This is a genomic window from Gordonia amicalis, from assembly GCF_022059885.1.
Lineage (GTDB): Bacteria > Actinomycetota > Actinomycetes > Mycobacteriales > Mycobacteriaceae > Gordonia > Gordonia amicalis.
The window spans coordinates 3,390,059-3,414,689 of record NZ_CP091855.1; the positions used below are offsets into that span (position 1 = coordinate 3,390,059).

Consider the following 24,631-nt stretch of genomic DNA (forward strand, 5'->3'; position numbering starts at 1 on the left):
CGACGCGCCCCTAAGCCGATTTCTTGACGTCGGAGTTCGACGGCGTGCCCGGCTGAGTCGTGTCGGCCGGCGGCAGCTCACGCTGCGTAGCGTCGGGGTTAGCCGTCGTATCGGTCGGCTTGTCGTCCTTCTGCATCTCCTTGACCTCACTCTTGAAGATGCGCAACGACTGTCCGAGACCTCGGGCGGCGTCCGGCAGCTTCTTCGAGCCGAACAGGATCAGCAGCACGACGGCGACGATCGCCCAGTGCCACCACGAAGTGAAGCCCATGAGATCACCCTTCAGATCGGATCCAGACCGAGGCCAATGCTACCCGAGTTGCCCGCGCGGGGTGGACCGCCGGTCAGCGGTAGCGTTCGCGAGCGCTCGCCGCCGATTCGACGACCGCCGCCGCGACCCCGGGGTCGTCGACGACGCGGACCGCTCCGCCGAACCCGAGCAGGAGGCGGGTGAGCCATTCCGGCGAACCGTAGACCATGCGGGCCCGAACCGGTGCCTGTGGATCGCGGTCGGAGATCGAGGTGACCGGCTCGACCGGGTAGTAGTCGAGGATCCACAGGTGATCGGGGTCGATGTCGAGTTCGACCGCGGGTAGATCCGGATTCTCCGGGACCAGCACCGACTGCGACGACGACTCGGCCTCGGCCGGCGGGTTGCTCGGTTCGTCGAGGGCGACGGCGGTGTCGATGCGGTCGAAGCGGAACAGCCGCACGCCTTCGGCCATCCGGCACCACGCCTCGAGGTAGGTGTGCTGATCCATCACCTGCAGGCGGATCGGGTCGACGACGCGTTCGGTGACGCTGTCCCGGCTCGCCGAGTAGTAATTCAGCCGGAGCGCGCGTGCCCGCCGCACGGCTTCGCGGACGGTCGTGAAGGTCGGGTTCTCCCCCGGCGCCGCCTCCGATTCCGTGCCGGCGCCGGACAGGCCGGGCACGGCGGTGGCACCCACCGCCTCCTCGATCTTGGCGATCGCACGCCGCGCGGCGGCCACGTCGACGACACCGGGCGTCTCCACGAGGGCACGCAGTGCCACGAGGAGCGTGCTGGCCTCGACGGTGGTGAGTCGGAGCGGCCGGTCCATACCCGCGGTGAACCCCACGTTGACGAAGCCCTCGCTGAACTCGAGCTCGATCAGGTCGTCGGGGTAGTAACCGGGGAGCCCACACACGAAGAGCAGTTCGAGATCCTTGGTGAGCTGCGTCTGCGTGACGCCGAGTTCACGCGCGGCCTGCTCGATCGAGATGCCGCGTCGAGCCTGGAAATACGGGACCATCGCCAGCAGCCGGTTGAGGCGCGACGGCTGTGCACCGGCCATCAGGCGTTCACCCCCGTCAGCCGGTCCAGGCCGGCGATGACGAGGTCGCGCAGTTCCGGCGGGTCGAGGACGACCGCGTCCCGACCCACACCCAGCACCATGCGCGCCACCGCGGACAGTGAGTGGATGTCGACGGTCAACACGTCGCCTGGCTCACCATCGAGGTCACCGGGCTCCGACGACGTCGCGGCCCGGCGCAGACCCGCGGCACGGCCCGCGGCCACCCAGATACCGGCGGTACGTCCATCGGTGCCCGCCGCGGAGTCGACCGCCGCGGACACGATCTGCTGGAGGTCGGTGCCGACGGGCACCACGACGGCGTCGGCCGGGCCGACCGGGGTCACCGACGAGATCCGCGACAACCGGAAAGTACGGGTGGCGGCGCGATCGAGGTCGTGACCGACGACGTACCAGCGACCCCGGTGCGACACCACTCCCCACGGCTCGACTCGACGGGCCGCGGGGGTTGCCGTCGCCGACGACCGGTGGGTGAACTCGACGGCCCGCCTGGCCTGGATCGCGGCCAGCAGTCCGGCGATGACCTGTTCGGAACCCATCGAGCGCGACGAGCCGCCCGCGGTGATGCCGAGGTCGTCCTCGGAGCGGACGTCGAGGCCGGCGGCGCGGAGTTTGAGGATCGCGGTCTGCGACAGCGTGGACACCTCGGGGGTGTCCCACAGTGCGGCGGCCATCGCGATCGCGGCCGCCTCGTCGGAGTCCAGGGAGATGTCGGGCAGCTCATAGGTGTCCCGGTCGATGCGGTATCCCTCGGCGCCCGCCGCCATCGGCGAACGGCCGGTGACCAGCGGGATACCGAGGTCGCGCAGTTCGTTCTTGTCGCGCTCGAACATCCGGTTGAACGCCTCGTCGGACTTGTCGCCGTCCTGGTAGCCGGCGACATTGCGTCGGATGTACTCGGCGGTGACGTACTGCCGCGTCCACAACAGACAGATCACCAGATTGAGCAGTCGCTCGACTTTGGGAGTGGCCACTGCGTCAGGTTAGATCGTCGCCGATCGGGCCGTGCGGAGGCACGCTCACATGGATGCGATCAGCCGGTCGACCCGCTCGTCGACGCTGCGGAACGGGTCCTTGCACAGCACGGTGCGCTGGGCCTGGTCGTTCAGCTTGAGGTGCACCCAGTCGACGGTGAAGTCGCGTCCGGCCTTCTGCGCCGCCGAGATGAAGTCACCACGCAGCTTGGCGCGGGTCGTCTGCGGCGGCTCGTTGACCGCTGTCTTGATGGCCTCGTCGGTGGTCGCGCGGGCCACGAGTCCCTTACGCATCAAGACGTCGAACACACCGCGTCCGCGCTTGATGTCGTGAAAGGCGAGGTCGAGCTGGGCGATCTTCGGGTCCGACAGCTCCATCGAGTACTTGTCCTGATAGCGCTGGAACAGCTTGCGCTTGATGACCCAGTCGATCTCGGTGTCGACCTTGGCGAAGTCGTCGGCCTCGACCGCGTCGAGCATGCGACCCCACAGGTCGACGACCATGTCCATCTCGGGATCGGGACGACGGTTGGTGAGGTGCTCGACGGCACGTGCGTGGTACTCGCGCTGGATGTCGAGAGCGCTGGCCTGGCGTCCGCCCGCGAGACGGACGGGACGCCGGCCGGTGGGGTCGTGGCTGACCTCGCGGATGGCGCGGATCGGATTGTCCAGGGCGAAATCCCGGAACGCCACGCCGGCCTCGATCATCTCGAGCACCAGTGCCGCCGATCCGACCTTGAGCAGCGTCGTCATCTCGGACATGTTCGAATCGCCGACGATGACGTGCAGGCGTCGGTACTTCTCGGCGTCGGCATGCGGCTCGTCGCGCGTGTTGATGATGGGACGCGACCGGGTCGTCGCCGAGGAGACGCCCTCCCAGATGTGCTCGGCGCGCTGGGACAGGCAGAAGGTGGCGGCCTTCGGGGTCTGCAGCACCTTGCCGGCGCCGCAGATCAGCTGTCGGGTCACCAAGAACGGCAGGAGCACGTCGGAGATCCGGGAGAACTCCCCCGCCCGCACGACGAGGTAGTTCTCGTGGCAGCCGTAGGAGTTGCCTGCGGAGTCGGTGTTGTTCTTGAACAGGTAGATGTCGCCACCGATGCCCTCGTCGGCGAGACGCTGCTCGGCGTCGACGAGCAGATCCTCCAGGACGAGTTCGCCGGCGCGGTCGTGGTTGATCAACTGGATGAGGCTGTCGCACTCGGCAGTCGCGTACTCGGGATGCGACCCGACGTCGAGATACAGCCGTGCGCCGTTCTGCAGGAAGACGTTCGAGGAGCGGCCCCACGACACGACCCGGCGGAACAGATACCGGGCGACCTCGTCAGGACTCAGCCGCCGATGACCGTGGAAGGTGCACGTGACACCGAACTCGGTCTCGATGCCCATGATTCGTCGCTGCACTTGATCAACCCTACTCGCGGGACCCGCGGTCGACCGGCCATAACAGCCAGGCCGACCGCGTTTCGTCGCGTTCTAATTCGATCCGTCGGAAGTGTCCCCGCCGGAAGTGGTGTCGTCCGCCGGGGCATCCTGCGCCGACGCATCGGCGGCGGGGGTCTCGGCCGTCGGCAGGAGTTCCTCGACCGCGGCGGAGGTCAGGCGTTTGAACGCCCGTCGCGGCCGGTTGCGATCGAGAATCGCGACCTCGAGGTCACCGGCGGTCAGCTCCCGCGGCGACGCCGGGGCGCCGTTTCCGGAGTCGGCCGGCGTGGCGAGTGCCCGGACCGCGACCCCGATCGCCTCGGCGAGCGGCATGTCGGGCGCGTAACTCTCCTTGAGAGCCGCCGCGATCGGTTCGGTCGCGCCGCCCATCACCAGGAACCGGGTCTCGTCGGTGATCGACCCGTCGTAGGAGATGCGGTACAGCTGAGACTGTTTCGGCTTGCCCGCCCGGCCGACCTCGGCCACGCAGAGCTCGACCTCGAACGGCTTGGGCTGTTCGGTGAAGACGCTGCCCAATGCGTTGGCGTAGGTGTTCGCCAGCGACAGACCGGACACGTCGGCGCGGTCGTAGCTGTAGCCGCGCATGTCGGCGAGCTGGATGCCCGCCTTGCGCAGACTCTCGAACTCGTTGTACTTGCCCACCGCGGCGAAGCCGATGCGGTCGTAGATCTCGCTGGTCTTGCGCAGGGTGTTCGACGGGTTCTCCGCGACGAACAGCACGCCGTCGGCGTAGGTCAGGATGACGACCGAACGGCCACGCGCGATGCCCTTGCGCGCGAGCTCCGAGCGATCGCGCATGATCTGCTCGGCACTGGCGTAGTACGGGAAGGTCATCGGGCACCTCCCTCGTGCTCGGCGGTCCGGCGTTCGACGACGGCCCGCGCCGCATTCTCGATCTCGGTCGCGTCCACCTCCCGCGCGCCCTCGGCGTCGACGACGGCGGCCATCGGGAAGATCTTGCGCACCAGGTCGGGTCCGCCGGTCGCCGAATCGTCGTCGGCGGCGTCGTAGAGCGACTCGACCGCGATCGCGAGCGCCTCGCCGGCGGTCAGATCGGAGCGGTAGAGCTTCTTCAGCGAGGACTTCGCGAACACCGATCCGGAACCGATCGCGGTGTAGCCGCCGAACTCCTCGTGCCGGTCACCTGCGACGTCGAAGCTGAAGATCCGGCCACGCTCGGTCGGATCCTCGTGGTCGATGTCGTAGCCGACGAGCAGCGGGATGGCGGCGAGACCCTGCAGGGCCGCCCCGAGGTTGCCGCGAACCATGGTCGCGAGCCGGCTGACCTTGCCGTCGAGGGTGAGCGGGACGCCCTCGATCTTCTCGTAGTGCTCGAGTTCGACGGCGAAGAGCCGCACCATCTCGATCGCGATACCCGCGGTGCCGGCGATGCCGGCCGCCGAGTACTCGTCGGTGATGTAGACCTTCTTGACGTCTCGCGTCGCGATCAGGTTGCCCATCGTGGCGCGACGATCACCGGCGAGCACCACCCCGCCCGGGTACGACACGGCGACGATCGTCGTGCCGTGCGGGATGTCTCCGGCGCCGTCCGCGCCGCCCGCGAAGGACCCCACGCGATCAACCTGAGCCTGCGGAAGCTGCTCGGGCGCGTGCATCCGCAGGAATTCGGTGAACGACGAGATGTCCGCACTCAGAGAGGATCTGGGGGCAGCGGAACCCGTACGAAGTTGTGAGAAAGGGGGCAGTGATCCGAACCCGTCGTTCACTGGCCGCCCTTCTGCACGTAAGCACGCACGAAGTCCTCGGCGTTCTCCTCGAGCACGTCATCGATCTCGTCGAGCAGGTCGTCGGTGTCCTCGGCCAGCTTCTCGCGACGTTCCTGTCCGGCACCGGAATCGGGGCCAACGCCCTCATCGTCGCCGCCGCCACCACGCTTGGTCTGTTCCTGCGCCATCTGCTGCCTCCTTGAAACCGATCGCCCCTTGGCGGGCTACCCGCGACCGACCACCATCGGGTCTGAAGACCCTGGGATCTCACCGGCTTCCGCCGGGCGGTGATCCCTGGTGAATCGGCCTCGGAATCGTGTGGTCCCACACTACCTGTGGCGGCGACAACTCGGGCGAAACGAAGCACATGCCACGCGCGTGTCAGGTCGTCAGCTGGTCGACCAATTCGGCGGCGGAGTTGACCGAATCGAGAAGCTTGCCCACGTGGGCCTGCGTCCCGCGGAGCGGCTCGAGGGTCGGGATGCGGACGAGCGAGTCCCCACCGAGGTCGAAGATGACCGAATCCCAGCTGGCCGCGGCGACATCGGCTCCGAAACGACGCAGACACTCCCCGCGGAAATAGGCGCGGGTGTTGCGCGGCGGTTCGTGGATGGCGGCGAGCACGTCGTTCTCGTCGACGAGGCGCTTCATCGAGCCGCGCGCGACGAGGCGATTGTAGAGCCCCTTGTCGAGTCGGACATCGGAGTACTGCAGGTCGATGAGGTGCAGCCGCGGCGCCGACCACGACAGGCCCTCACGCTGGCGGAAGCCCTCCAGGATCCGCAGCTTGGCGGGCCAGTCGAGGATGTCGGCGCACTCCATGGGGTCGCGTTCGAGGCGGTCGAGCACATCCGCCCAGGTCTCGAGGACGTGTTTGGCGCGCTCGTCGTCGGAGTGCTCCTGCTCGTGGAACTTCATGCAGCGTTCCAGGTACTCCCGCTGCAGGGCCAGACCGGTCAGCTCGCGACCGTCGGTGAGCGCCACCGTGGCGGTCAGGGTCGGGTCGTGACTGATGGTGTGCACGGCCTGGACCGGGCGGGCGAGCTCGATGTCGGAGAAGTCGACGCCCGCCTCGATGAGGTCGAGGACCAGCGCGGTGGTCCCGACCTTGAGGTAGGTGGCGGTCTCGGCCAGGTTGGCGTCGCCGATGATGACGTGCAGCCGGCGGTAGCGCTCCGGGTCGGCGTGCGGCTCGTCGCGGGTGTTGATGATGCCGCGTTTGAGGGTGGTCTCGAGTCCGACCTCGACCTCGATGTAGTCGGAGCGCTGGGACAGCTGGTAGCCCGACTCGTCGCCAGACTGCCCGATGCCCACGCGGCCCGAACCGGTGATGACCTGGCGCGAGGCGAAGAACGTGGTCAGACCGGCGATGACCGCGGTGAACGGTGTCTCGCGGGCCATGAGGTAGTTCTCGTGGGTGCCGTAGGAGGCGCCCTTGCCGTCGATGTTGTTCTTGTAGAGCTGGAGTTTCGGGGCGCCCGGCACGCTCGCCACGTGACGCGCGGCGGCCTCCATGACGCGTTCGCCCGCCTTGTCCCAGATCACGGCGTCGAGCGGGTCGGTCACCTCGGGTGCGGAGTACTCGGGATGGGCGTGGTCGACGTACAGGCGGGCGCCGTTGGTGAGGATCATGTTGGCGGCGCCGATCTCGTCGGCGTCGATGATCGGGGCCGGCCCGGACCCGCGACCGAGGTCGAAGCCGCGGGCGTCGCGGAGCGGGGATTCGACCTCGTAGTCCCAGCGCGTGCGCTTGGCCCGGGGCACCCCGGCGGCCGCCGCATAGGCGAGAACAGCCTGGGTGGAGGTCATGATCGGATTCGCGGTCGGGTCGCCGGGGGCGGAGATTCCGTACTCGACCTCGGTACCGATGATTCGCTGCATGCTTCGAGGGTAGAGGGTGATGCGGAGACGCCAACAGCGTCCCGCTCGCAGGGCGGGCCCGGTGGCAGTACCGTCGTCGCCGTGAAAGCTTTCCGCCGGTTCACCGTTCGGGTGCCGCTGCCCACCGAACTCGCCGCTCTGGGCCCCCTGTCGCACAACCTGCGCTGGGTGTGGAACCCGCCGACCCAGGAGTTGTTCGCCACGATCGACGCCGAGCGGTGGGAGGCGACCGGCGACCCGCTCCGGGTGCTCGCCGACGTCGATCCGGCCCGGCTCACCGAACTGGCGGCCGACGAGGACTTCCGCGCGCGGGTGTCGGCGGTCCACGCGGACCTCGAGGAGTACCTCGACGCGCCGCAGTGGTTCGGCGGATACGCGCAGACCCATCCGGTGCCGCCCGGGATCGCGTACTTCTCCATGGAGTTCGGTGTCTCCGAGGTGCTGCCCATCTACTCCGGCGGACTCGGGATCCTCGCGGGTGACCATCTGAAGGCCGCCTCGGATCTCGGCCTCCCCCTGATCGGCGTCGGGCTGTTCTACCGGTCCGGCTACTTTCGTCAGAGCCTCGACCACGAGGGCTGGCAGGTGGAGCGGTACCCGGTCAACGACCCGCGGGATCTACCGCTCACTCTCCTCACCGACGGGGACGCACCCGTCGTCATCGAGATCGCGATGCCCGGCGGACGCACGCTGTCGGCCCAGGTGTGGGTGGCGAACGTCGGCCGGATCCCGTTGCTGCTCCTCGACTCCGACATCGCCGCCAACACCGACGACCAGCTCCGCGGCGTCACGGATCGGCTCTACGGCGGCGACCAGGAACACCGCATCCTGCAGGAGATCCTGCTCGGCATCGGCGGTGTACGTGCGCTGCGCGCCTACATCCGGATCACCGGTCGGGACGAGCCGACCGTGTTCCACATGAACGAGGGTCACGCCGGATTCCTGGGCACCGAACGCATCCGGGAGTACGTGGCCGCCGGACTCGACTTCGACACCGCCGAAGCCGTCGTCCGGGCATCGAACATCTTCACCACGCACACCCCGGTGCCGGCCGGGATCGACCGCTTCCCCACCGATCTGGTGAACCGCTATCTCGACGCCGACGACTCCGGGATCTCGCGCCTGCTGTCCGGGCTGCCCGCGTCGACGATCACCGAACTCGGCGACGAAGCCGACCCCGGCGTGTTCAACATGGCGCACATGGGCTTTCGGCTCGGCCAGCGCAGCAACGGCGTCTCACAGCTGCATGGCGCGGTGAGCCGGGAGATGTTCGCCGACCTGTGGCCCGGGTTCGACGTCGCGGATGTGCCGATCGGTGCCGTCACCAACGGCGTTCACGGACCCACCTGGGTGTCGCGGGTGTGGCGCGACTTCGCGGCCGGTGACGAGGATTCGGCGCCGGAGGTCTATGCCGGACTGCCGTCGGAGACCATCTGGTCCACCCACGAATCGTTGCGGGCCGAGCTCGTCGCCGAGGTGCGGCGCCGGGCGCACGCCAGTGGACGCGAGCGCGGGTTCACCGACGCCGAACTCACCTGGACCGCCGACCTCTTCGATCCCGGCGTGCTGACCATCGGCTTCGCGCGCCGCGCAGCCACCTACAAGCGCCTCACGCTGATGCTGCGCGATCCGGAACGGATGCGCCGCATCCTCACCGACCCCGACCGGCCCGTGCAGCTCGTCATCGCGGGCAAGGCGCACCCGGCCGACGACGGCGGCAAGTCGCTCATCCAAGAGGTGGTGCGCTTCGCCGAGGATCCGCAACTGCGCGACCGCATCGTCTTCTTGCCCGACTACGACATCTCGATGGCCCGGCACATCTACGCCGGCTGCGACGTGTGGCTCAACAACCCGGTGCGGCCGATGGAGGCATGCGGGACGTCGGGGATGAAGTCGGCGCTCAACGGCGGACTCAACCTGTCCATCCTCGACGGCTGGTGGGACGAGATGGCCGACGACGACAACGGGTGGGCCATCCCGTCGGCCGAAGGCGTCGAGGACGAGAACCGGCGCGACGACCTCGAGGCCGAGGCGCTCTACGCACTTCTCGAGGACACGGTGATCCCGCTGTTCTATCGGCGGGACGAGAACGGGCTGCCGACGCGGTGGGTGGAGATGATGCGCCACACTCTCACTCGTCTGGGACCGCAGGTCCTCGCGTCCCGCATGGTCCGGGATTACACCACCGAGCTGTACTGCCCGGCCGCGACCGCCTACGTCGCGGCCTGTGCCGACGACCATGCGGGAGCACGCGATCTCGCGGAGTACCGCCGCGAGGTGGAAACCGGGTGGGGCTCGGTCGTCGTCGCGGGCGTGGACGAGGAACACGAGGACGGGCTGCTGCGTGTGTCCGCCCATGTCGCGGTCGGCGAGATCGCACCCGAGCACCTTCGGGTCCAGCTGGTGCTCGGCCGGGTGACCGACGACGGTGAGATCGTCGATCCCGCGATCATCGACATGAAGTCGGAGGGCGACCGGGATCCGTCGGGCCGCGTGGTCTTCTCGGTTCTGGCCACCCCGCCCGCGTCGGGTCACCTCGGGTACACGGTGCGGGTCCTCCCCCACCACGAACAGCTCTCGCACGACGCCGAACTCGGTCTCGTCCGGTATCCGGTGGCGGGCGGATAGGAGTTTCGACGTCGTCTCACCGGGCCTTCGAGGCTCGTCGCTTGCGCTCCTCGCACCTCAGGTAGCAGTGAAGTCCTCGCTTGCGCTCCTCGCACCTCAGGCAGCAGTGGGGTCGTGCGTCAGCGCTTCTTCAGACGCAACCGCGAGTAGGTGAACGCCAGCAGCAGGATGCTGATGAAGGCAAGCACGGCGTAGGCGATCGCGCTGTGGGCGATCGACGTCTCCCACAGCGTGATCCGCTGGGGTGCGGCGACGTTGATGTTGTAGAGGTCGACGCTGCCGGCAGCGGTGACGTATCCCCAGAACGACGGGAAGATCCACGAGAGCTGCTGCAGGCCGGCCCCGTCCAACTTGAACAGACCGCCACAGAAGACCAGCTGCACCATCACCACGATGACCAGTGGCGGCATCACCTGCTCGTTGGACTTGACCGCCGAGGAGATGGCGAGTCCGAGAAGGGTGCTCACACAAGCCAATACGGCGACCGCGACCAGCAGGGCCAGCGGCGGCGGCAGGATCGGACCGCCGAAGTCCGGGAGCCCGCGACCGGCGAAGGTGATGCCGACCATGATGATCGTCTGCAGGATCGCGGCGATGAAGAAGACCACGATCTTCGCGAACAGGTATGCGCCGGGACGCAATCCGACCGCTCTCTCCCGTTCGAAGATGTCGCGTTCACCGACGAGGTCGCGCACCGTCAGGGCCGCACCCATGAATGCCGCACCGACGACGAGGACGACCAGGATCTGAATGGCCTCGGCGCCGTCCTTGGGCGGCGGCGCGTTGGGTATGACATCGAGCCGGGCGAACCCGCTGGACCCCGGGATGACCAGCGTCAGCAGACCGAGGACCACCGGGAGCAGCACGAGGAACACCAGGTAGCCGATGTCGGCGAAGATCAGCCGCACCTGGCGTCGGGCGATGGTCGACGCCTGTCTGGTGAAGCTGGTGTGCGGCACCGGTATCGGCGGTCCGGGAGGACGTTGCGGCGGTGGTGGATTCGGTGCGCGCCGATGCCGTTCGAGGTAGCGCGTGTGCGCGGCGTCCGGCTGGTCGGCGACGTAGGCGAAGATCTCCGCCCAGTCGGAGGTGCCCATCTCCTGCTCGACCTGGGCGGGCGCACCGCAGAACGACGTCTTGCCGCCCGGGGCGAGCAGCAGCACCTGGTCGCACATCGAGAGGTACGTGAGCGAGTGGGTGACCACGAGGACGACGCGGCCGGCGTCGGCGAGGCGTCGTAGGGTCGCCATCACCTGGCGGTCGAGGGCCGGGTCGAGGCCCGAGGTCGGCTCGTCGAGGATCAGCAACGACGGGCCCGTGAGCAGCTCCATCGCCACCGATGCACGCTTCTGCTGTCCGCCGGACAGCTTCTCCACCCGGGTGTCGACGTGTTCGGTCAGCTGAAGTTCGTGCAGAACGCCGTCGATGACCCGGTCGCGGTCGTCCTTCGACAGGTCGGGCGGCAGTCGCAGCTCGGCCGCGTAGCGCAGCGCCTGCCGGAGGGTGAGCTTGTGGTGGAGCACGTCTTTCTGCGGGACCATGCCGATACGGGTACGGAGCGCGTCGTATTCGGCGTGGACGTTGCGGCTCTCGAAGGTGACGAGGCCACTCGTCGGCGAGTTCAGGCCGGCGGCGATCTTCGACACGGTCGACTTGCCGGCGCCGGACGGGCCGATCACGGCGGTGAGCGTACCGGGGCTGGCGCTGAAATCGACGTCGGCCAGGAGTCGCTTGCCACCGTCGACGACGAGGCTCACACCGTGCACGTGGAGACCGTCGGCGACCGCGGCGCTCTCCTGGCCGCGCATGAGGGTGCCGCCGGACACCACGAAGTCGCTGTTGCCGATCGTCACCACGTCGCCGTCGGACAGCGGCGCTGTGCTCACTCGCCGGCCGTTGACGAAGGTGCCGTTGACGCTGCCCAGGTCCTCGATGACCAGGACCCCGCCGCGGCTGGACACCTGGGCGTGGTGACGCGAGGCGAGGACGTCACTGACGACGATGTCGTTGTCCGGGGTACGGCCGATCCGCTGTACACCGCGCAGTGAGATCGATTCGCGCTCGGGTGGAGTGGGCGCGCCCGGCAGCCGGTAGACCGCGGACACGTTCTGCTGCAGGGCCTGCAGATGCGGGGCGTTGCGCAGCTCGGCGGGCATCGGCTCCGGCGTGCCCGGTCGAGACGGGCCGCTCGGCGGTCGTGACGGAACGCGGCCCGAGGGCGGCATGTTCGGTCCCGGATGGCTGCGAGCGGCGAAGCCCGCCGACCGCGGACTTGGAGGGAAGGCACCGGACCGGCCGGGTGACGGCATCGGGCCGCCGGGCGGCGGCGGGTACGCGGCCGGGTCGATCACCAGGTCGACGACCGGACCGGTGCTCACGTCCCCGAGCCGGACCTGCGTCGGTCCGGCGACCATGAGCTCCGCCATACGCCGGCCACCGGCGAAAAAGCCGTTGGTGCTACCGATGTCGACGAGGTACCAGGCAGCTCCGCGCCATTCGATGGCGAGATGACGACGCGACACCATCGGATGGTTGATCACGATGTCGTTGTCGGGTTCGCGGCCCAGGGTGATACGTGGGGACTCGCCCAACGGATGCGGCACCCCACCGTCGACGATCACCCGCCCGCGCGCCATCGATGTACTGTTCATCGCCGCCAACTTTAGTGCTTGACGACGGTTTTCACGCCGTTCTGTCGAGTAGACGGCCGACCCCCTGGGGAGTCGGCCGTCTGCTGGACAGGGCTCGTGTTACAGGTACTGCCCGGTGTTCGTCTCGGTGTCGATGGCGCGGCTCGCCCCGGAGGACTTGCCGGTGACCAGGGTCCGGATGTAGACGATGCGCTCGCCCTTCTTGCCCGAGATGCGGGCCCAGTCGTCCGGGTTGGTGGTGTTGGGCAGATCTTCGTTCTCGGCGAACTCGTCGAGGATCGAATCGAAGAGGTGCTGCACACGCAGACCGGGGGCACCGGTGTCGAGCTGCGACTTGATCGCGTACTTCTTCGCCCGGTCGACGACATTCTGGATCATCGCGCCCGAGTTGAAGTCCTTGAAGTACATGATCTCCTTGTCGCCGTTGGCGTAGGTGACCTCCAGGAACCGGTTGTCCTCGCTCTCGGCGTACATCCGCTCGACGACCTTCTCGATCATCGCCTTGATGCATGCCGTGCGATCGCCGCCGAACTCGCCGATGTCGTCGGCGTGGATCGGCAACTCCTCGGTGAGGTACTTCGAGAAGATGTCGATCGCCGACTCGGCGTCGGGACGCTCGATCTTGATCTTCACGTCGAGTCGGCCGGGACGCAGGATCGCGGGGTCGATCATGTCCTCGCGGTTCGACGCTCCGATCACGATGACGTTCTCGAGGCCTTCCACACCGTCGATCTCGCTGAGGAGCTGCGGCACGACCGTGGTCTCCACGTCCGAGGAGACACCGGATCCGCGGGTGCGGAAGATCGAGTCCATCTCGTCGAAGAACACGATGACCGGGGTGCCCTCGGATGCCTTCTCCCGGGCGCGCTGGAAGATCAGCCGGATGTGACGTTCGGTCTCACCGACGAACTTGTTGAGCAGCTCGGGGCCCTTGATGTTCAGGAAGTAGGACTTCGCCTCCTTGGCGTCGTCGCCACGGGCCAGCGCGATCTTCTTGGCCAGTGAGTTGGCGACGGCCTTGGCGATGAGCGTCTTACCGCAACCGGGCGGACCGTAGAGCAGGACACCCTTCGGCGGACGCAGCTGGTAGTCGCGGAACAGGTCCTTGTGCAGGAACGGCAGTTCCACGGCGTCGCGGATCTGCTCGATCTGCCGGCCCAGGCCGCCGATGTCCTCGTAACCGACATCGGGCACCTCTTCGAGGACCAGGTCCTCGACCTCTGCCTTGGGGACCCGTTCGAAGGCGAAACCGGCCTTGGTGTCGATGAGCAGCGAGTCGCCCGGGCGGAGCTTGCGACGCTTGCCGTCCTCGGCGTCGACCTCGCCCAGCAGGGGCTCGGCGAGCCACACGACTCGTTCTTCGTCGGCGTGACCGACGACCAGTGCCCGCCTGCCGTCCCCGAGAACCTCGCGCAGGGTGCTGATCTCGCCGACCGTGTCGAACTCGCAGGCCTCCACGATGGTCAGGGCCTCGTTGAGACGCAGCGTCTGACCCTTGGTGAGGGTTTCGGTGTCGATGTTCGGCGAGCAGGTGAGCCGCATCTTGCGACCGGAGGTGAACACGTCGACGGTGGCGTCCGGATAGACGTCGAGCAGGACTCCGTAGCCGCTCGGCGGCTGACCCAGGCGGTCGACCTCCTCGCGCAGGGCGACGAGTTGCTGACGCGCTTCTTTCAGCGTGTCGAGCAGCTTCGCGTTGCGCGCCGTCAGGCTGTCGACGCGTTCCTGGAGGTCTGTGTTGTCTGCCTGGCGTCCGAACGACGGGCGTTCGGACCCACTCCTCGCGAGAGGCGGGGTATAGGCAGGGGTGAAGCCCTCGTCGGGTGCACTCGCGCTCTCGGGGACCGCACGGTCCCCGGTGGCGTCATGGCGGTCAGATTCGGTCATTGCTGACTCCTCTCCCCGGCAATCACCCGATCCCACGATCGGAATGCTCGCGCCGTATCCCTACGCTACCGGCACGGACGCAGAATCGCCCTTCACCCCGCGATCGGCAGTGTTGACGGTGTGTTAAATGTGCGTCTTCGCAACGTGTTCGCGATCTTCACTCCCGCTCGGGACGAGCCGACCTCAGCCCTTCGTCGGACGACGTTGCGGTCGCAACGTGGTCGTGCCGTCGGCGAGTCGGCGGGCGGTGATCAGAAACGCGGTGTGGCCTTGCATCTTGTGCTCGGGGCGCACGGCCAGACCGACGGCCGACCATTCCCGTAGCAGGGTTTCCCAGGCACGCGGTTCGGTCCAGCACTCCTGCTCCCGCAACGCCTCGATCACGCGTGAGAGCTGCGTGACGGTCGCCACGTAGATGGTCAGGACTCCGCCTGGTTTCAATATGGTCCGCACGACGTCGAGGGGCTCCCAGGGCGCGAGCATGTCGAGGATGATGCGGTCGAAGCGCTCGTCCTGGCCGACATTGGCGAGGTCGTCGACGACGATGTTCCAGTTGGCCGGGCGGCCGCCGAAGAAGGTCTCGACATTGCGGATCGCATGTTCGGCGTGGTCGTCGCGGATCTCGTAGGAGACCAGCTCGCCGTCGGCGCCGACGGCCCGCAGCAGCGAACATGTCAGCGCGCCCGAACCGGCGCCGGCCTCCAGGACGCGGGCGCCCGGGAAGATGTCGCCTTCGAGGACGATCTGGGCGGCGTCCTTGGGGTAGATGACCTGCGCACCGCGCGGCATCGAGAGCACGTAGTCGACGAGCAGTGGCCGCAGTGCGAGGTACTGGGTCCCGCTGGTGGCCGAGACGACGCTGCCTTCCGGCGAGCCGATGAGGTCGTCGTGCGCGATGGCGCCGCGGTGGGTGTGGAACAGCTTGCCCTCTTCGAGGTGCACCGTGAACTTTCGGCCCTTGGCATCGGTCAGCTGAACCCGGTCGCCTACGGCGAACGGTCCGGTGGTGGGCACTGGTGCTTCCTCTCGTGAACGGGACGGCTCCGACCTCCCGCGGTACGCGGAAACTGTGGTGGTCGGGAGTCCGGTGGGCCGTGAGGACGATACCCGACCGCAGATGGGTGTCGGATCGGCAGAGTGTCGGGGCCGCGGCCTACCCTGCGAGATGTGAGCACGATGACCGGCACCGGCGACACCTCGACGAGCGCGGCCCCCGCGCCGGAACCGCCCCCGTCGGACAGCACGCGCGGGATCGTCGGACGCCGGCTCGCGTTGTCTCCGTCGCGGGCGGCGGACTTCAAACAGTGTCCGCTGCTGTACCGCTTCCGTGCCATCGACCGCTTCCCGGAGACTCCCACCGCCGCACAGACGCGGGGCACCGTCGTACACGCCGCGCTCGAGAATCTCTTCGACATGCCGGCCGAACTCCGGACCCAGGATTCCGCGGAACTGCTCGTCGAGGGCGCCTGGGCGGCCCTGTGCGAAGAAGACCCACAGCTCGCGCGGGTGATCGGCGAGGGCGGTCAGGAGGCGTTCATCGCCGGCGCGCACAAGCTCATCGCGACGTACTACACGATGGAGAACCCGACCGCCTTCGACGCCGACGCGGTGGAGGAGCACGTCGAGATCGAGGCCGACGACATGCTGATGCGCGGGTTCATCGACCGCATCGACGTCGCACCGACCGGTGAGATCCGCGTCGTCGACTACAAGACCGGACGCTCCCCGGGCGAGGCCTATGAGGCCAAGGCCCTGTTCCAGATGAAGTTCTACGCACTGGCGATCCTGCGGACGCGGGGCGCCGTGCCGAACCGTCTGCAACTGATGTACCTGTCCGACGGCCAGCAGCTGATCTATCACCCCGATCATGACGAGCTCCTCCGCTTCGAGCGGACGTTGCGCGCGATCTGGCAGGCCATCCGCACCGCCGTCGCCTCCGGGGACTTCCGGCCGCGGAAGTCGCGCCTGTGCAGGTTCTGCGAGCATCAGGCGCGGTGTCCGGAGTTCGGCGGCGAGATTCCGCCCTACCCGGGTCCGCCGCCGGGGTTCGTGTCCTGAACCACACCCCGGAATGCTCGACTATGTCGACAGACATAGGCTGGAAGCGTGGAGAGTTCGTACTACGTACCCGTCGACGCCCCGGCGTCGGACGGCAGCAGCCCGGCCGCCGACCCGTCGGCGCCTCATGAATACTTCCGGCCGACCGACGCCACCCTGAGCGTGTGGTCACCGACGATGCAGCACGGCGGCCCGCCGTCGGCGCTGATGATGCGCTCGCTGCTGCGGTGCGATCCGGATCCCGCGCAGCACTTCACCCGGGTGACGACCGAGATCCTGGGCCCGATAGGGCTGGGCATCAACCGGATTCACGCTCGGGTGATCCGCCCCGGCCGGCAGATCAGCCTCGTCGAGACCGAACTCGACGTGCAGCAGCCAGACGGATCGTTCCGGACAGCAGCCCGTTCCGTCGGCTGGCGCATCCGCGCCGCGGACACCGGTGAGATCGCCAACGGTCCCGTTCCCCTGTCCCCGCTGCCCGACGAACTGCCCAGCCAGATCGGATTCCCCGACGACAGCGGCGAGGCGGTGGACTGGGGCACGCTCGGATTCATCGGCACCGTCGAGTCGGCGCGGACCACGGGCCGGAACGGCTCGACGCCCGCGGTCTGGCTGCGGCCGGCCATCCCGCTGGTCGAGGGTGAGAAGACCTCCGATCTGGAGTCGATCTTCACGGTCATCGACGTCGCGAACGGGCTGGGCACCCAGCTCCGACCGGACCGCTGGTCCTGGATGAACACGGACACGACCGTGCATCTGACCCGGGTGCCGAGTGGACCGTGGGTCGGTATCGACGCGCACATGGTCGCCGGTCCGGACGGCTTCGGCGGCACCTTCGCCGACCTCTACGACACGTCCGGCTACATCGGCCGGTCGGCGCAGACGGTGATGCTCAACGCCGTGGGCTGACCCGCAAACGCCTAGAAGCGGCAGGAACGGATGTCGGTGGCGAGGATCGCCTTGGCGCCGAGCTCGGAGAGCTCGTCCATCAGGTTCTGGTGATCCTTGCGCGGGACCATCGCGCGCACGGCGACCCAGTCGGGGTCGGCCATCGGGGCCACCGTCGGCGACTCGAGACCCGGGGTGATCGCCGACGCCTGATCGAGAAGCGTCTTGGGGCAGTCGTAGTCGATCATCACGTACTGCTGACCGAAGACGACGCCCTGGACGCGGGCGACGAACTGCTTCTCGGCCTTGGTGAGCTCCGCGTCGCGACGCGAGATCAGGACGGCCTCGGAGTCGCACAGCGACTCGCCGAAGGCGGCCAACCCGTGCTGGCGCAGGGTCCGCCCGGAACCGACGACGTCGGCGATGGCGTCGGCCACACCGAGTTGGATGGAGATCTCGACCGCGCCGTCGAGCCGGATGATGTCGGCGGTGATGCCGCGGCCGGCGAGGTCGTCGCGCACCAGGTTGGGGTACGAGGTCGCGACGCGCTTGCCGGCGAGGTCGGTGACATTCCACTCCTGGTCGGCGGGTGCCGCGTAGCGGAAGGTCGACGAGCCGAAGCCCATCGCGAGCTGCTCGTGGACCTGGGCCCCCGAGTCGCGGGCGAGGTCGCGTCCGGTGATGCCGAGGTCGAGGCGCCCCGACCCGACGTAGATGGCGATGTCCTTGGGACGCAGGAAGAAGAACTCGACGTCGTTGTTGTTGTCGAGAACCGTCAGGTCCTTGGAGTCACTTCGTTTGCGGTAGCCGGCCTCGGCGAGGATGGCCGACGCGGATTCGGAGAGCGCACCCTTGTTGGGTACGGCCACTCGCAGCATCTCGATGTCCTTTTCGTGGGGTTGCGCTCAGCTGAGCAGGAGGTGGTGGTCTGTGAAGCCGGGTCGTCCGGTCACAGATGTCGGTACACGTCCTCCAGTTTCAGTCCCCGCTTGATCATCATCACCTGCAGCCAGTAGACGAGCTGGGAGATCTCCTCACCGAGCGATTCGTCGGACTCGTGTTCGGCGGCGAGCCATACCTCGCCCGCCTCCTCGATGATCTTCTTGCCCAGGGTGTGCACACCCGAGTCGAGCGCGGCGACCGTGCCCGACCCCTCGGGGCGGTTCTCGGCCTTGTCGCTGAGTTCGGCGAACAGCTCCTCGAAGGTCTTCACCCCGACATTTTTGCACGTGAGCGGGACGTCCCTGCCCTGGGGTCAGGCCATCCGGACAGCGCCGCGGAGCCCCGCCCAGGCACTCGCGAGGTCGTCCCGTGCCAGATCGACCAACGACGTGCGGAAGGTGCGCAGCCCGCCCGTGGGTACGGCGGCGGCCGAAGGCACGACGAGCGTGGGACATCCGGCCGCGGTGGCAGCCGCGGCACCGGTCGGAGAATCCTCGACCGCCAGGCACTGCGCGGTCGAGAAACCCAGGAGTTCCGCGGCGCGGAGGTACGGATCGGGTGCGGGTTTGCCGACGGCCACCTCGTCGCCGCAGACCGTGGTGGCGAAACGATGCCGCCCGATCGTCTCCAGCGCCACCTCGGCCGCCTCGCGCACCGTGTTGGTCACCAGCGCCATGGGGATACCGGCGCCGGCGACGAGATCGAGCGCCTCGAGAGCGCCGGGTCGCCAGGGAAGGCCTTCGTCGAAGAGTTCGGTCACCCGATCGAGCGTCCACCGACCGTCGGCGTCGGGGTCGCGGTCCTCGGGCGGGATCCCGGCGGCGTCGTGCAGCTTCGCCAACGCGTCGGGCAGCGAATTTCCCAGCGTCGATTCCCGCAGTTGCGGCGTCATCGCCATGCCGTGACGTGCCGCCAGGCCGGTCATCGCGATCTCCCAGATCGGCTCGGAGTCCAGCAACGTGCCGTCCATATCCCAGAGGACGGCGGCCGGGAGTCGGAGGGCGGGGTCGGCTCGGAGTGCGGAATCAGCGGTGTCGGTCACCCCTGCATCATCGCAACCCACTTCTCGGTCGGCTCGTCGGCCGGATAGAACAGCTCGATGGTCAGCTCCTCGAGCGTCACGTCCCGAGGTGACCCGAACGTGGTCAACGTACTGAAGAAGGACAGCATCTGGTCGCCGACCGCGAGCTCGAGCGGGACGAGCAACGAGCCCGCCGCCCCCGATCTGTGGGACGCGGCGTCCCCGCTCAGGCCGGCGACCGTCGGATAGGACGACACCTCGCGCTCGAGTTCGGCGAGTCGTTCGTCACCGGTGATCCGCACCATCCGACGGAGCAGGTCGAGCAGGTAGGCCGCCCACTCGTCGAAGTTGCGCGTCATCCGCGCGAAACCGTCGGGATGGAGCGACACCCGGAACAGGTTGACCGGCCCGGTCCGGAGCTCCGCCGGAAGCATCTCCAGGAGCAGCATCGCGGTGTCGTTGGCCAGCACCACGTTCCAGGCACGGTCCAAGGCCATCCCCATGTTGGGGTTGTGGGCGTCGAGCAACCGTCTGACCTCGGCACGCACGCGGGTCATGGTCTCCGAATCGAGGGGTTCCTCACTGTAGCGAGGAGCGTGTCCCGCCGCGAGTAGAAGCGAATTGCGTTCTCGCAGAGGGATGTCGAGACGCTCGGACAGCGCATGGAGGAGCGTCGGACTCGGGCGGGACTTACCCGTCTCCACGAAACTGAGGTGTTTGGGTGAGACCCCGACCTCGTAGGCGAGGTCGAGCTGACTGATGGACCGACGAGACCGCCACTGCTGCAGCAGGGTTCCCACCTCGACGGTCATGGGGTCATCGTAGACAGCTCTCGATCAGTTCGAGCGAGTACGCGATGGTCTGGGCGAGAACGTCTTCGGGCCCGCCGTCGAACTCCTTGCGGACCGCCGAGACCCGGCCACGATGATCGAGGCCGAACCAGACGGTTCCGGGCGCGGCCTCGTCGGGTTCCGGACCCGCTTCACCGGTCACCGCGACGACGATCTCGGCGTCGAAGAGCCGCGCGGTGGTGGCCACCATCGCGCGCGCCGCCGTCTCGCTGACGACCGGACCCTCGGGCACCTCGAGCAGACCGTACTTGACGTCCTCGTGGTAGGCGATGACGCCGCCCCGGAACCAGTCCCCGGCCTGCGGCGCCTTGCTCAGCTCACTGGCAAGGTTGCCGCCGGTCAGCGACTCGGCGACGGCGACGTGCACACCCTGCTCCACGATCGCCTCGGCCAGTCGCGCGCAGGTCTCGGAGAAATCGGTCACGTCGGACATCGGTCACTCGCCTCTCGGTCGGTGGTCAGATCACAGCACCCCGGACGGTATCCGGATCGGGCCCGCGTCAAACCACGACCTGGTCAAACCACTACCTGGTAGGTAGTGGTGTCAGCGACGACCCGACGTCAGTCTTGGGTCATGACCCAGACCGGCACCGCTGCGCCCACCACCGTCCTCATCTCCCCGGCGATGGCCGTACGGTCCCGCGTCTACCGACGACTGGCGGAGGCGCTCGCCGGATACGGCCTCGAGGTCCGCGTCGTCGCGCGTCGCGCGTCGAAGAAGGTTCGGCACCGCCCTCCCGCACCGCGGACTGGTCCTACGAGGACGAAGCCGCCGACCTCGCCGACGCGATCGCCGGCGCGCGCGCCGATGTCCCCGGCACGCGGGTGGTCGTGATCGGTCACAGTCTCGGCGCTCAGCTGGCGGCGATGGTGGCCCAGTCCTCCGATCACACGCCCGACGGAATCGTCGCGGTCGGGGCGTCGGTGCCTGCGGTCCGCCACTACGGCCTCCGCGGTGTGGCCCTGAGCGCGATCGCGGGAGCCGTCACGCCGGTGTCGGCGATCGTCGGCCATTGGCCACGACCGGGTTTCGGCGGTCCGGCCGCCCGAACATTGATGCGGCAGTGGGCACGTATGGTCCTCACCGGTCAGGCGCCGTTCGCCGTCGACCGGTCGATCCAGACACCGACCCTGGCGATCAGGCTCGACGGCGACGAGATCGTCACCGACGGCGCGGCATCGGCGTTCGATGCCGCGTTCGCACCGGAGGCGATCTCCCACTGGCGCTACGACGACGGGCACTGCCCGGCGGGCGGGAACACGACGCACGTCGGCTGGGTCCGCACCCCCGACACCGTCGCGCAGCGGATCGCCGAGTGGTGGGACTCGCAGGCCACCGTTGGGCCGGCAGCCATCGAATCCGGAACTCGGCACCGGCCGGGCTGACTCAGGTCACCCAGGTCCCCGACGTGGACTCGATCCGTTCCCGCGTGCGGGCAGCCGTACCGCGAGCCCAGGCACCGGTCGACACGAACGCGAGAACAAGGACCGCGGCGCCGCACGCCGCCATGATCAGCCAGACCGGACGGGCGGCGACGGCGAGCCCGTCGGCAACCGTCCCGTCGATCCCCGCGAACGCCACCGCACCGAACACCGCCACACCGAGCGCGGTACCCACCTGACGACCGGTCGACGCCATCGCCGACGCCAGTCCCGCCTGGGTGCGGGGCATCCCCGACACCGCCCCGTTGGTGATCGGTGCGTTGAGGAACCCGAATCCCAGTCCGAAGACCAGGTATGCCGCGCCCACGTAGACGAGGGCGGTGTCGTTGCCGAGGCCGGTGAGCATCAGGGCGCCCGCCACCATCGCCGCTCCCCCGATCACCATCGGCGGCCGGGCTCCCCGATCGCCCACGAGCCGACCGGCGATCGGCGCGCAGACCACCGAGGCGGCCGCCATCGGCAAGGTCATCAGTCCCGCGTCGAGCGGCGACATCCCGCGAACCTCTTGCAGATACAGGGTGTTGAGGAACAGGAAGCCACCGGTGGCGGCGAAGGCGATGACCGCACATCCCACCGCACACGAGAAGGGCACGCTCCGGAAGAACCGTGGGTCCAGAAGGGGCTCCGCGCGCCGACTCTCGTACGCGACCATCGCGACGAGCGCACCGGCGGAGATGACGAAACATACGAGGACGCCCGGTGAGGTCCAGCCCTGGGGACGCCCCTCGATGATCGCGAACGTGAGGGTGGCCAGGAAGGCCAGGATCAGGACCTGACCGACCGGGTCTGCGCGACGAGAGCGCTCGGCCTTCGACTCCGGGACGAAACGCATCGTCAGCGCGAGGGCGAGCACGCATACCGGAACGTTGAGCCAGAAGATCGCCTCCCAGCCGATCCCGGAGACGAGCGCTCCGCCGACGACCGGACCGAACGCCAAGCTCAATCCGAATGCGGTGCCCCACAATCCGATTGCCTGAGCGCGTTCGCGTGGGTCGACGAAGACATTGGTGACGATCGACAGCGCAACCGGGTTGAGCATCGCCCCGCCGACGGCCTGCAGCATGCGCGCCCCGATGAGGACCTCCGGGGTGGGCGCCAGCGAGCACAGCACGGAGGCGACACCGAAGGTCACCAATCCCACCTGGAAGATCCGCTTGCGACCCAGGCGATCTCCGAGCGATCCGCCGAAGATCAGCAGGCTGGCGATCACCAGTGCATACGCGTCGAGGACCCACTGCAACTGCGACGGTGTGGCACCGAGGTCCGAGCTGATCGACGGCAGTGCGACGTTCACCGCCGAGACGTCCAATCCGACGATGAACAGGCTCAAGCAGCAGGTGGCGAGGATGACGAGCCGGTCCCGCCGTGTGAGGGCACCGTCGGCCGAGCGGGCGCGCAGGGCGGCCCGTGCGGCGTTCACGACTCGGCCGCCTCACGGAGGAGGTCGAGCAGTTCCCCCAGTCGCCGGAGTTGCTCGTCGTCGAGCGCGGCGAACATGTCGGGAGCAGTGGCCGGGTTCTCGGTCACCTCGTCCACCACTCGCCGTCCGGCGTCGGTGATCGTGACGCGCTTGCACCGGCCGTCGTCGGCGTCGGCCTCCCGGGTCACGAGTCCTCGGCCGACGAGGTCGTTGACGATCCCGCTCATCGCCGACGCGTCGACACCCATCCGTTCGGCGAGGTCCCGCTGCGTCATCGGCCGCAGCGCGACGCGGCGGAGTGCCCGGAACCGGCTGAAGGGGATGTCGATGACCTCGCTGATCCGGGCGCGCGACTGTTTGGCCTGGTCACGCACGAGGCTGTTCATCGTGAACCAGATCTCGGTCGCGGTCTGCGCGCCCGCTTCGGTCGTCGACATAAAACGATTGTAGTTTTACAACTATCTTCGGGCAATCAGTGAGCTACAGGTCTCCGCCGTAGGCTGGGACGCAGCATCGTCGAGCGAAAGCTGAGTCGCCATGTCGAAGATCCTCGTGTTCGGACACCGCAATCCCGACACGGACGCGATCGGCTCCGCAATCGGGCTGGCGCGCCTCGAGCAGGCTCTCGGCGTCGATGCGGAAGCCGTCGCCCTCGGCGCACCCGGTCCGGAGACGGCCTTCGCCCTCGACCACTTCGGCCTGGACGCGCCGCGCGTCATCGACCACGCGAGCCCCCACGACGTGATGCTCGTCGACCACAACGAACACCAGCAGAGTGTCGCCGACATCGCCGACGTGACGGTCCGGAAAGTGATCGACCATCACCGCATCGCCAACTTCGAGACCGCCGCGCCGCTCTACATGCGGGTGGAGCCGGTGGGCTGCACGTGTTCGATCCTGACGCGCATGTACGCCGAGAGCGAGGTCGAGATCCCCGCCGACACCGCCGGGATCATGTTGTCGGCGATCATCTCCGACACCCTGCTGCTCAACTCCCCCACCACCACCGACTCCGACCGCATCGCCGCCGAGGAACTCGCCACCATCGCCGGCGTCGATCTCGACGAATACGGAAACCAATTGCTCCGTGCGGGAACAGAAGTGGGCGACAAACCGGCGTCGACGATCATCGGCCTCGACGCCAAGACCTTTTCGATGGGATCCAGCAGTGTTCGCGTCGCGCAGCTGACGACCGTCGACTCCGACGCCGTCCTCGCCCGCCGAGACGAGTTCTTCGAGGCCATGACTGCCGAGAAGAAGACTGCCGGCTACGACCTCTTCCTGTTGCTCATCACCGACGTGATCGCCTGCGACTCAGACCTTCTGGTGATCGGCGAACCGGTGGAGGCCGTCGAGCGCGCCCTCGGAATCACCGTCGCCGACGGACACGCCTTCGGCAAGGGCATCGTGTCGCGGAAGAAGCAGATCGTGCCGCAGTTGACGGAGGAGTTGGCCTGATAGGCCCGGTACAACACTCAGT

At 68.1% G+C, this 24,631-nt stretch carries 24 protein-coding genes; 6 read left to right on the forward strand and 18 right to left on the reverse strand.

The window, feature by feature from the left end; translation table 11 throughout:
• Positions 1–10: 10 nt before the first annotated feature.
• The 8 genes from tatA to dop all read right to left on the reverse strand — a co-directional run bounded on the left by tatA (position 11) and on the right by dop (position 7,362).
• Positions 11–271 (reverse strand): Sec-independent protein translocase subunit TatA, encoded by a 261-nt coding sequence (tatA, locus tag IHQ52_RS15490; RefSeq protein ID WP_024498056.1) that lies wholly within the window; start codon positions 269–271, stop codon positions 11–13.
• A 73-nt stretch (positions 272–344) separates the two neighbouring features.
• Entirely contained in the window at positions 345–1,316 is a 972-nt protein-coding gene (locus IHQ52_RS15495; RefSeq protein WP_096274019.1) for a helix-turn-helix transcriptional regulator, read from the reverse strand.
• Positions 1,316–2,308: a helix-turn-helix transcriptional regulator gene (locus tag IHQ52_RS15500; RefSeq protein ID WP_096274017.1), complete on the reverse strand. Its 993-nt coding sequence runs from the start codon at positions 2,306–2,308 to the stop codon at positions 1,316–1,318. The genes IHQ52_RS15495 and IHQ52_RS15500 overlap by 1 nt, the downstream gene beginning before the upstream one ends.
• Positions 2,309–2,353: 45 nt before the next feature.
• Entirely contained in the window at positions 2,354–3,712 is a 1,359-nt protein-coding gene (pafA, locus tag IHQ52_RS15505) for a Pup--protein ligase (protein WP_005200010.1), read from the reverse strand.
• Positions 3,713–3,784: 72 nt separating this feature from the next.
• Entirely contained in the window at positions 3,785–4,588 is an 804-nt protein-coding gene (gene prcA / locus IHQ52_RS15510; protein ID WP_024498059.1) for a proteasome subunit alpha, read from the reverse strand.
• Positions 4,585–5,481: a proteasome subunit beta gene (prcB, locus tag IHQ52_RS15515; protein WP_006437948.1), complete on the reverse strand. Its 897-nt coding sequence runs from the start codon at positions 5,479–5,481 to the stop codon at positions 4,585–4,587. The genes prcA and prcB overlap by 4 nt, the downstream gene beginning before the upstream one ends.
• Positions 5,478–5,669, reverse strand: coding sequence for a ubiquitin-like protein Pup (locus tag IHQ52_RS15520; RefSeq protein ID WP_004019064.1), 192 nt, complete (start codon positions 5,667–5,669; stop codon positions 5,478–5,480). Before IHQ52_RS15520 ends, prcB begins: the two co-directional genes overlap by 4 nt.
• 193 nt (positions 5,670–5,862) lie before the next feature.
• A complete protein-coding gene (dop, locus tag IHQ52_RS15525; RefSeq protein WP_024498061.1) occupies positions 5,863–7,362 on the reverse strand; it encodes a depupylase/deamidase Dop in 1,500 nt (499 codons plus the stop codon).
• A gap of 81 nt (positions 7,363–7,443) precedes the next feature.
• Between dop and glgP the strand changes: the two genes are divergently transcribed.
• Entirely contained in the window at positions 7,444–9,990 is a 2,547-nt protein-coding gene (glgP, locus tag IHQ52_RS15530) for an alpha-glucan family phosphorylase (protein ID WP_096274015.1), read from the forward strand.
• Between the two features lie 119 nt (positions 9,991–10,109).
• On the opposite strand, the gene IHQ52_RS15535 is transcribed toward glgP, so the two are convergent.
• From IHQ52_RS15535 to IHQ52_RS15545, 3 genes are all read right to left on the reverse strand, one after another.
• Positions 10,110–12,626 (reverse strand): FHA domain-containing protein, encoded by a 2,517-nt coding sequence (locus IHQ52_RS15535; RefSeq protein WP_096274958.1) that lies wholly within the window; start codon positions 12,624–12,626, stop codon positions 10,110–10,112.
• Positions 12,627–12,740: 114 nt separating this feature from the next.
• Positions 12,741–14,528 (reverse strand): proteasome ATPase, encoded by a 1,788-nt coding sequence (gene arc, locus IHQ52_RS15540; protein ID WP_024498064.1) that lies wholly within the window; start codon positions 14,526–14,528, stop codon positions 12,741–12,743.
• A gap of 183 nt (positions 14,529–14,711) precedes the next feature.
• A complete protein-coding gene (locus tag IHQ52_RS15545) occupies positions 14,712–15,542 on the reverse strand; it encodes a tRNA (adenine-N1)-methyltransferase (RefSeq protein WP_024498065.1) in 831 nt (276 codons plus the stop codon).
• Between the two features lie 162 nt (positions 15,543–15,704).
• Here IHQ52_RS15545 and IHQ52_RS15550 point away from each other — a divergent pair, with 162 nt between their 5' ends.
• Positions 15,705–16,586: a RecB family exonuclease gene (locus IHQ52_RS15550; RefSeq protein ID WP_096274957.1), complete on the forward strand. Its 882-nt coding sequence runs from the start codon at positions 15,705–15,707 to the stop codon at positions 16,584–16,586.
• Positions 16,587–16,634: 48 nt separating this feature from the next.
• Positions 16,635–17,495 (forward strand): thioesterase family protein, encoded by an 861-nt coding sequence (locus tag IHQ52_RS15555; protein ID WP_096274013.1) that lies wholly within the window; start codon positions 16,635–16,637, stop codon positions 17,493–17,495.
• An 11-nt stretch (positions 17,496–17,506) separates the two neighbouring features.
• Here the strand turns inward: IHQ52_RS15555 and hisG are convergent, their stop codons facing one another.
• From hisG to IHQ52_RS15580, 5 genes are all read right to left on the reverse strand, one after another.
• Complete coding sequence (gene hisG / locus IHQ52_RS15560) at positions 17,507–18,352, reverse strand: ATP phosphoribosyltransferase (protein ID WP_006437956.1); 846 nt, start codon at positions 18,350–18,352, stop codon at positions 17,507–17,509.
• A gap of 71 nt (positions 18,353–18,423) precedes the next feature.
• Entirely contained in the window at positions 18,424–18,687 is a 264-nt protein-coding gene (locus tag IHQ52_RS15565; protein WP_006437957.1) for a phosphoribosyl-ATP diphosphatase, read from the reverse strand.
• A 42-nt stretch (positions 18,688–18,729) separates the two neighbouring features.
• Positions 18,730–19,458 (reverse strand): HAD family hydrolase, encoded by a 729-nt coding sequence (locus IHQ52_RS15570; protein ID WP_262410959.1) that lies wholly within the window; start codon positions 19,456–19,458, stop codon positions 18,730–18,732.
• On the reverse strand, positions 19,455–20,249 hold the full coding sequence (locus IHQ52_RS15575; RefSeq protein WP_096274011.1) for a helix-turn-helix transcriptional regulator: 795 nt from the start codon (positions 20,247–20,249) through the stop codon (positions 19,455–19,457). Before IHQ52_RS15575 ends, IHQ52_RS15570 begins: the two co-directional genes overlap by 4 nt.
• A 4-nt stretch (positions 20,250–20,253) precedes the next feature.
• Positions 20,254–20,721, reverse strand: coding sequence for a CinA family protein (locus tag IHQ52_RS15580; RefSeq protein WP_096274009.1), 468 nt, complete (start codon positions 20,719–20,721; stop codon positions 20,254–20,256).
• A 141-nt stretch (positions 20,722–20,862) separates the two neighbouring features.
• On the opposite strand from IHQ52_RS15580, the gene IHQ52_RS15585 reads away from it, so the two are divergent.
• Positions 20,863–21,123 (forward strand): hypothetical protein, encoded by a 261-nt coding sequence (locus IHQ52_RS15585; RefSeq protein ID WP_232512979.1) that lies wholly within the window; start codon positions 20,863–20,865, stop codon positions 21,121–21,123.
• Positions 21,120–21,674, forward strand: coding sequence for a hypothetical protein (locus tag IHQ52_RS15590; protein WP_232512978.1), 555 nt, complete (start codon positions 21,120–21,122; stop codon positions 21,672–21,674). The genes IHQ52_RS15585 and IHQ52_RS15590 overlap by 4 nt, the downstream gene beginning before the upstream one ends.
• Before the next feature lies 1 nt (position 21,675).
• Here the strand turns inward: IHQ52_RS15590 and IHQ52_RS15595 are convergent, their stop codons facing one another.
• The gene (locus IHQ52_RS15595; protein WP_096274007.1) at positions 21,676–23,151 is read right to left on the reverse strand and encodes an MFS transporter; all 1,476 of its coding nucleotides are present in this window, start codon (positions 23,149–23,151) and stop codon (positions 21,676–21,678) included.
• Positions 23,148–23,588: a MarR family winged helix-turn-helix transcriptional regulator gene (locus IHQ52_RS15600; protein ID WP_024498073.1), complete on the reverse strand. Its 441-nt coding sequence runs from the start codon at positions 23,586–23,588 to the stop codon at positions 23,148–23,150. The genes IHQ52_RS15595 and IHQ52_RS15600 overlap by 4 nt, the downstream gene beginning before the upstream one ends.
• A 100-nt stretch (positions 23,589–23,688) precedes the next feature.
• Between IHQ52_RS15600 and IHQ52_RS15605 the strand changes: the two genes are divergently transcribed.
• Positions 23,689–24,609 (forward strand): manganese-dependent inorganic pyrophosphatase, encoded by a 921-nt coding sequence (locus IHQ52_RS15605; RefSeq protein WP_238063605.1) that lies wholly within the window; start codon positions 23,689–23,691, stop codon positions 24,607–24,609.
• Positions 24,610–24,631: the final 22 nt, after the last annotated feature.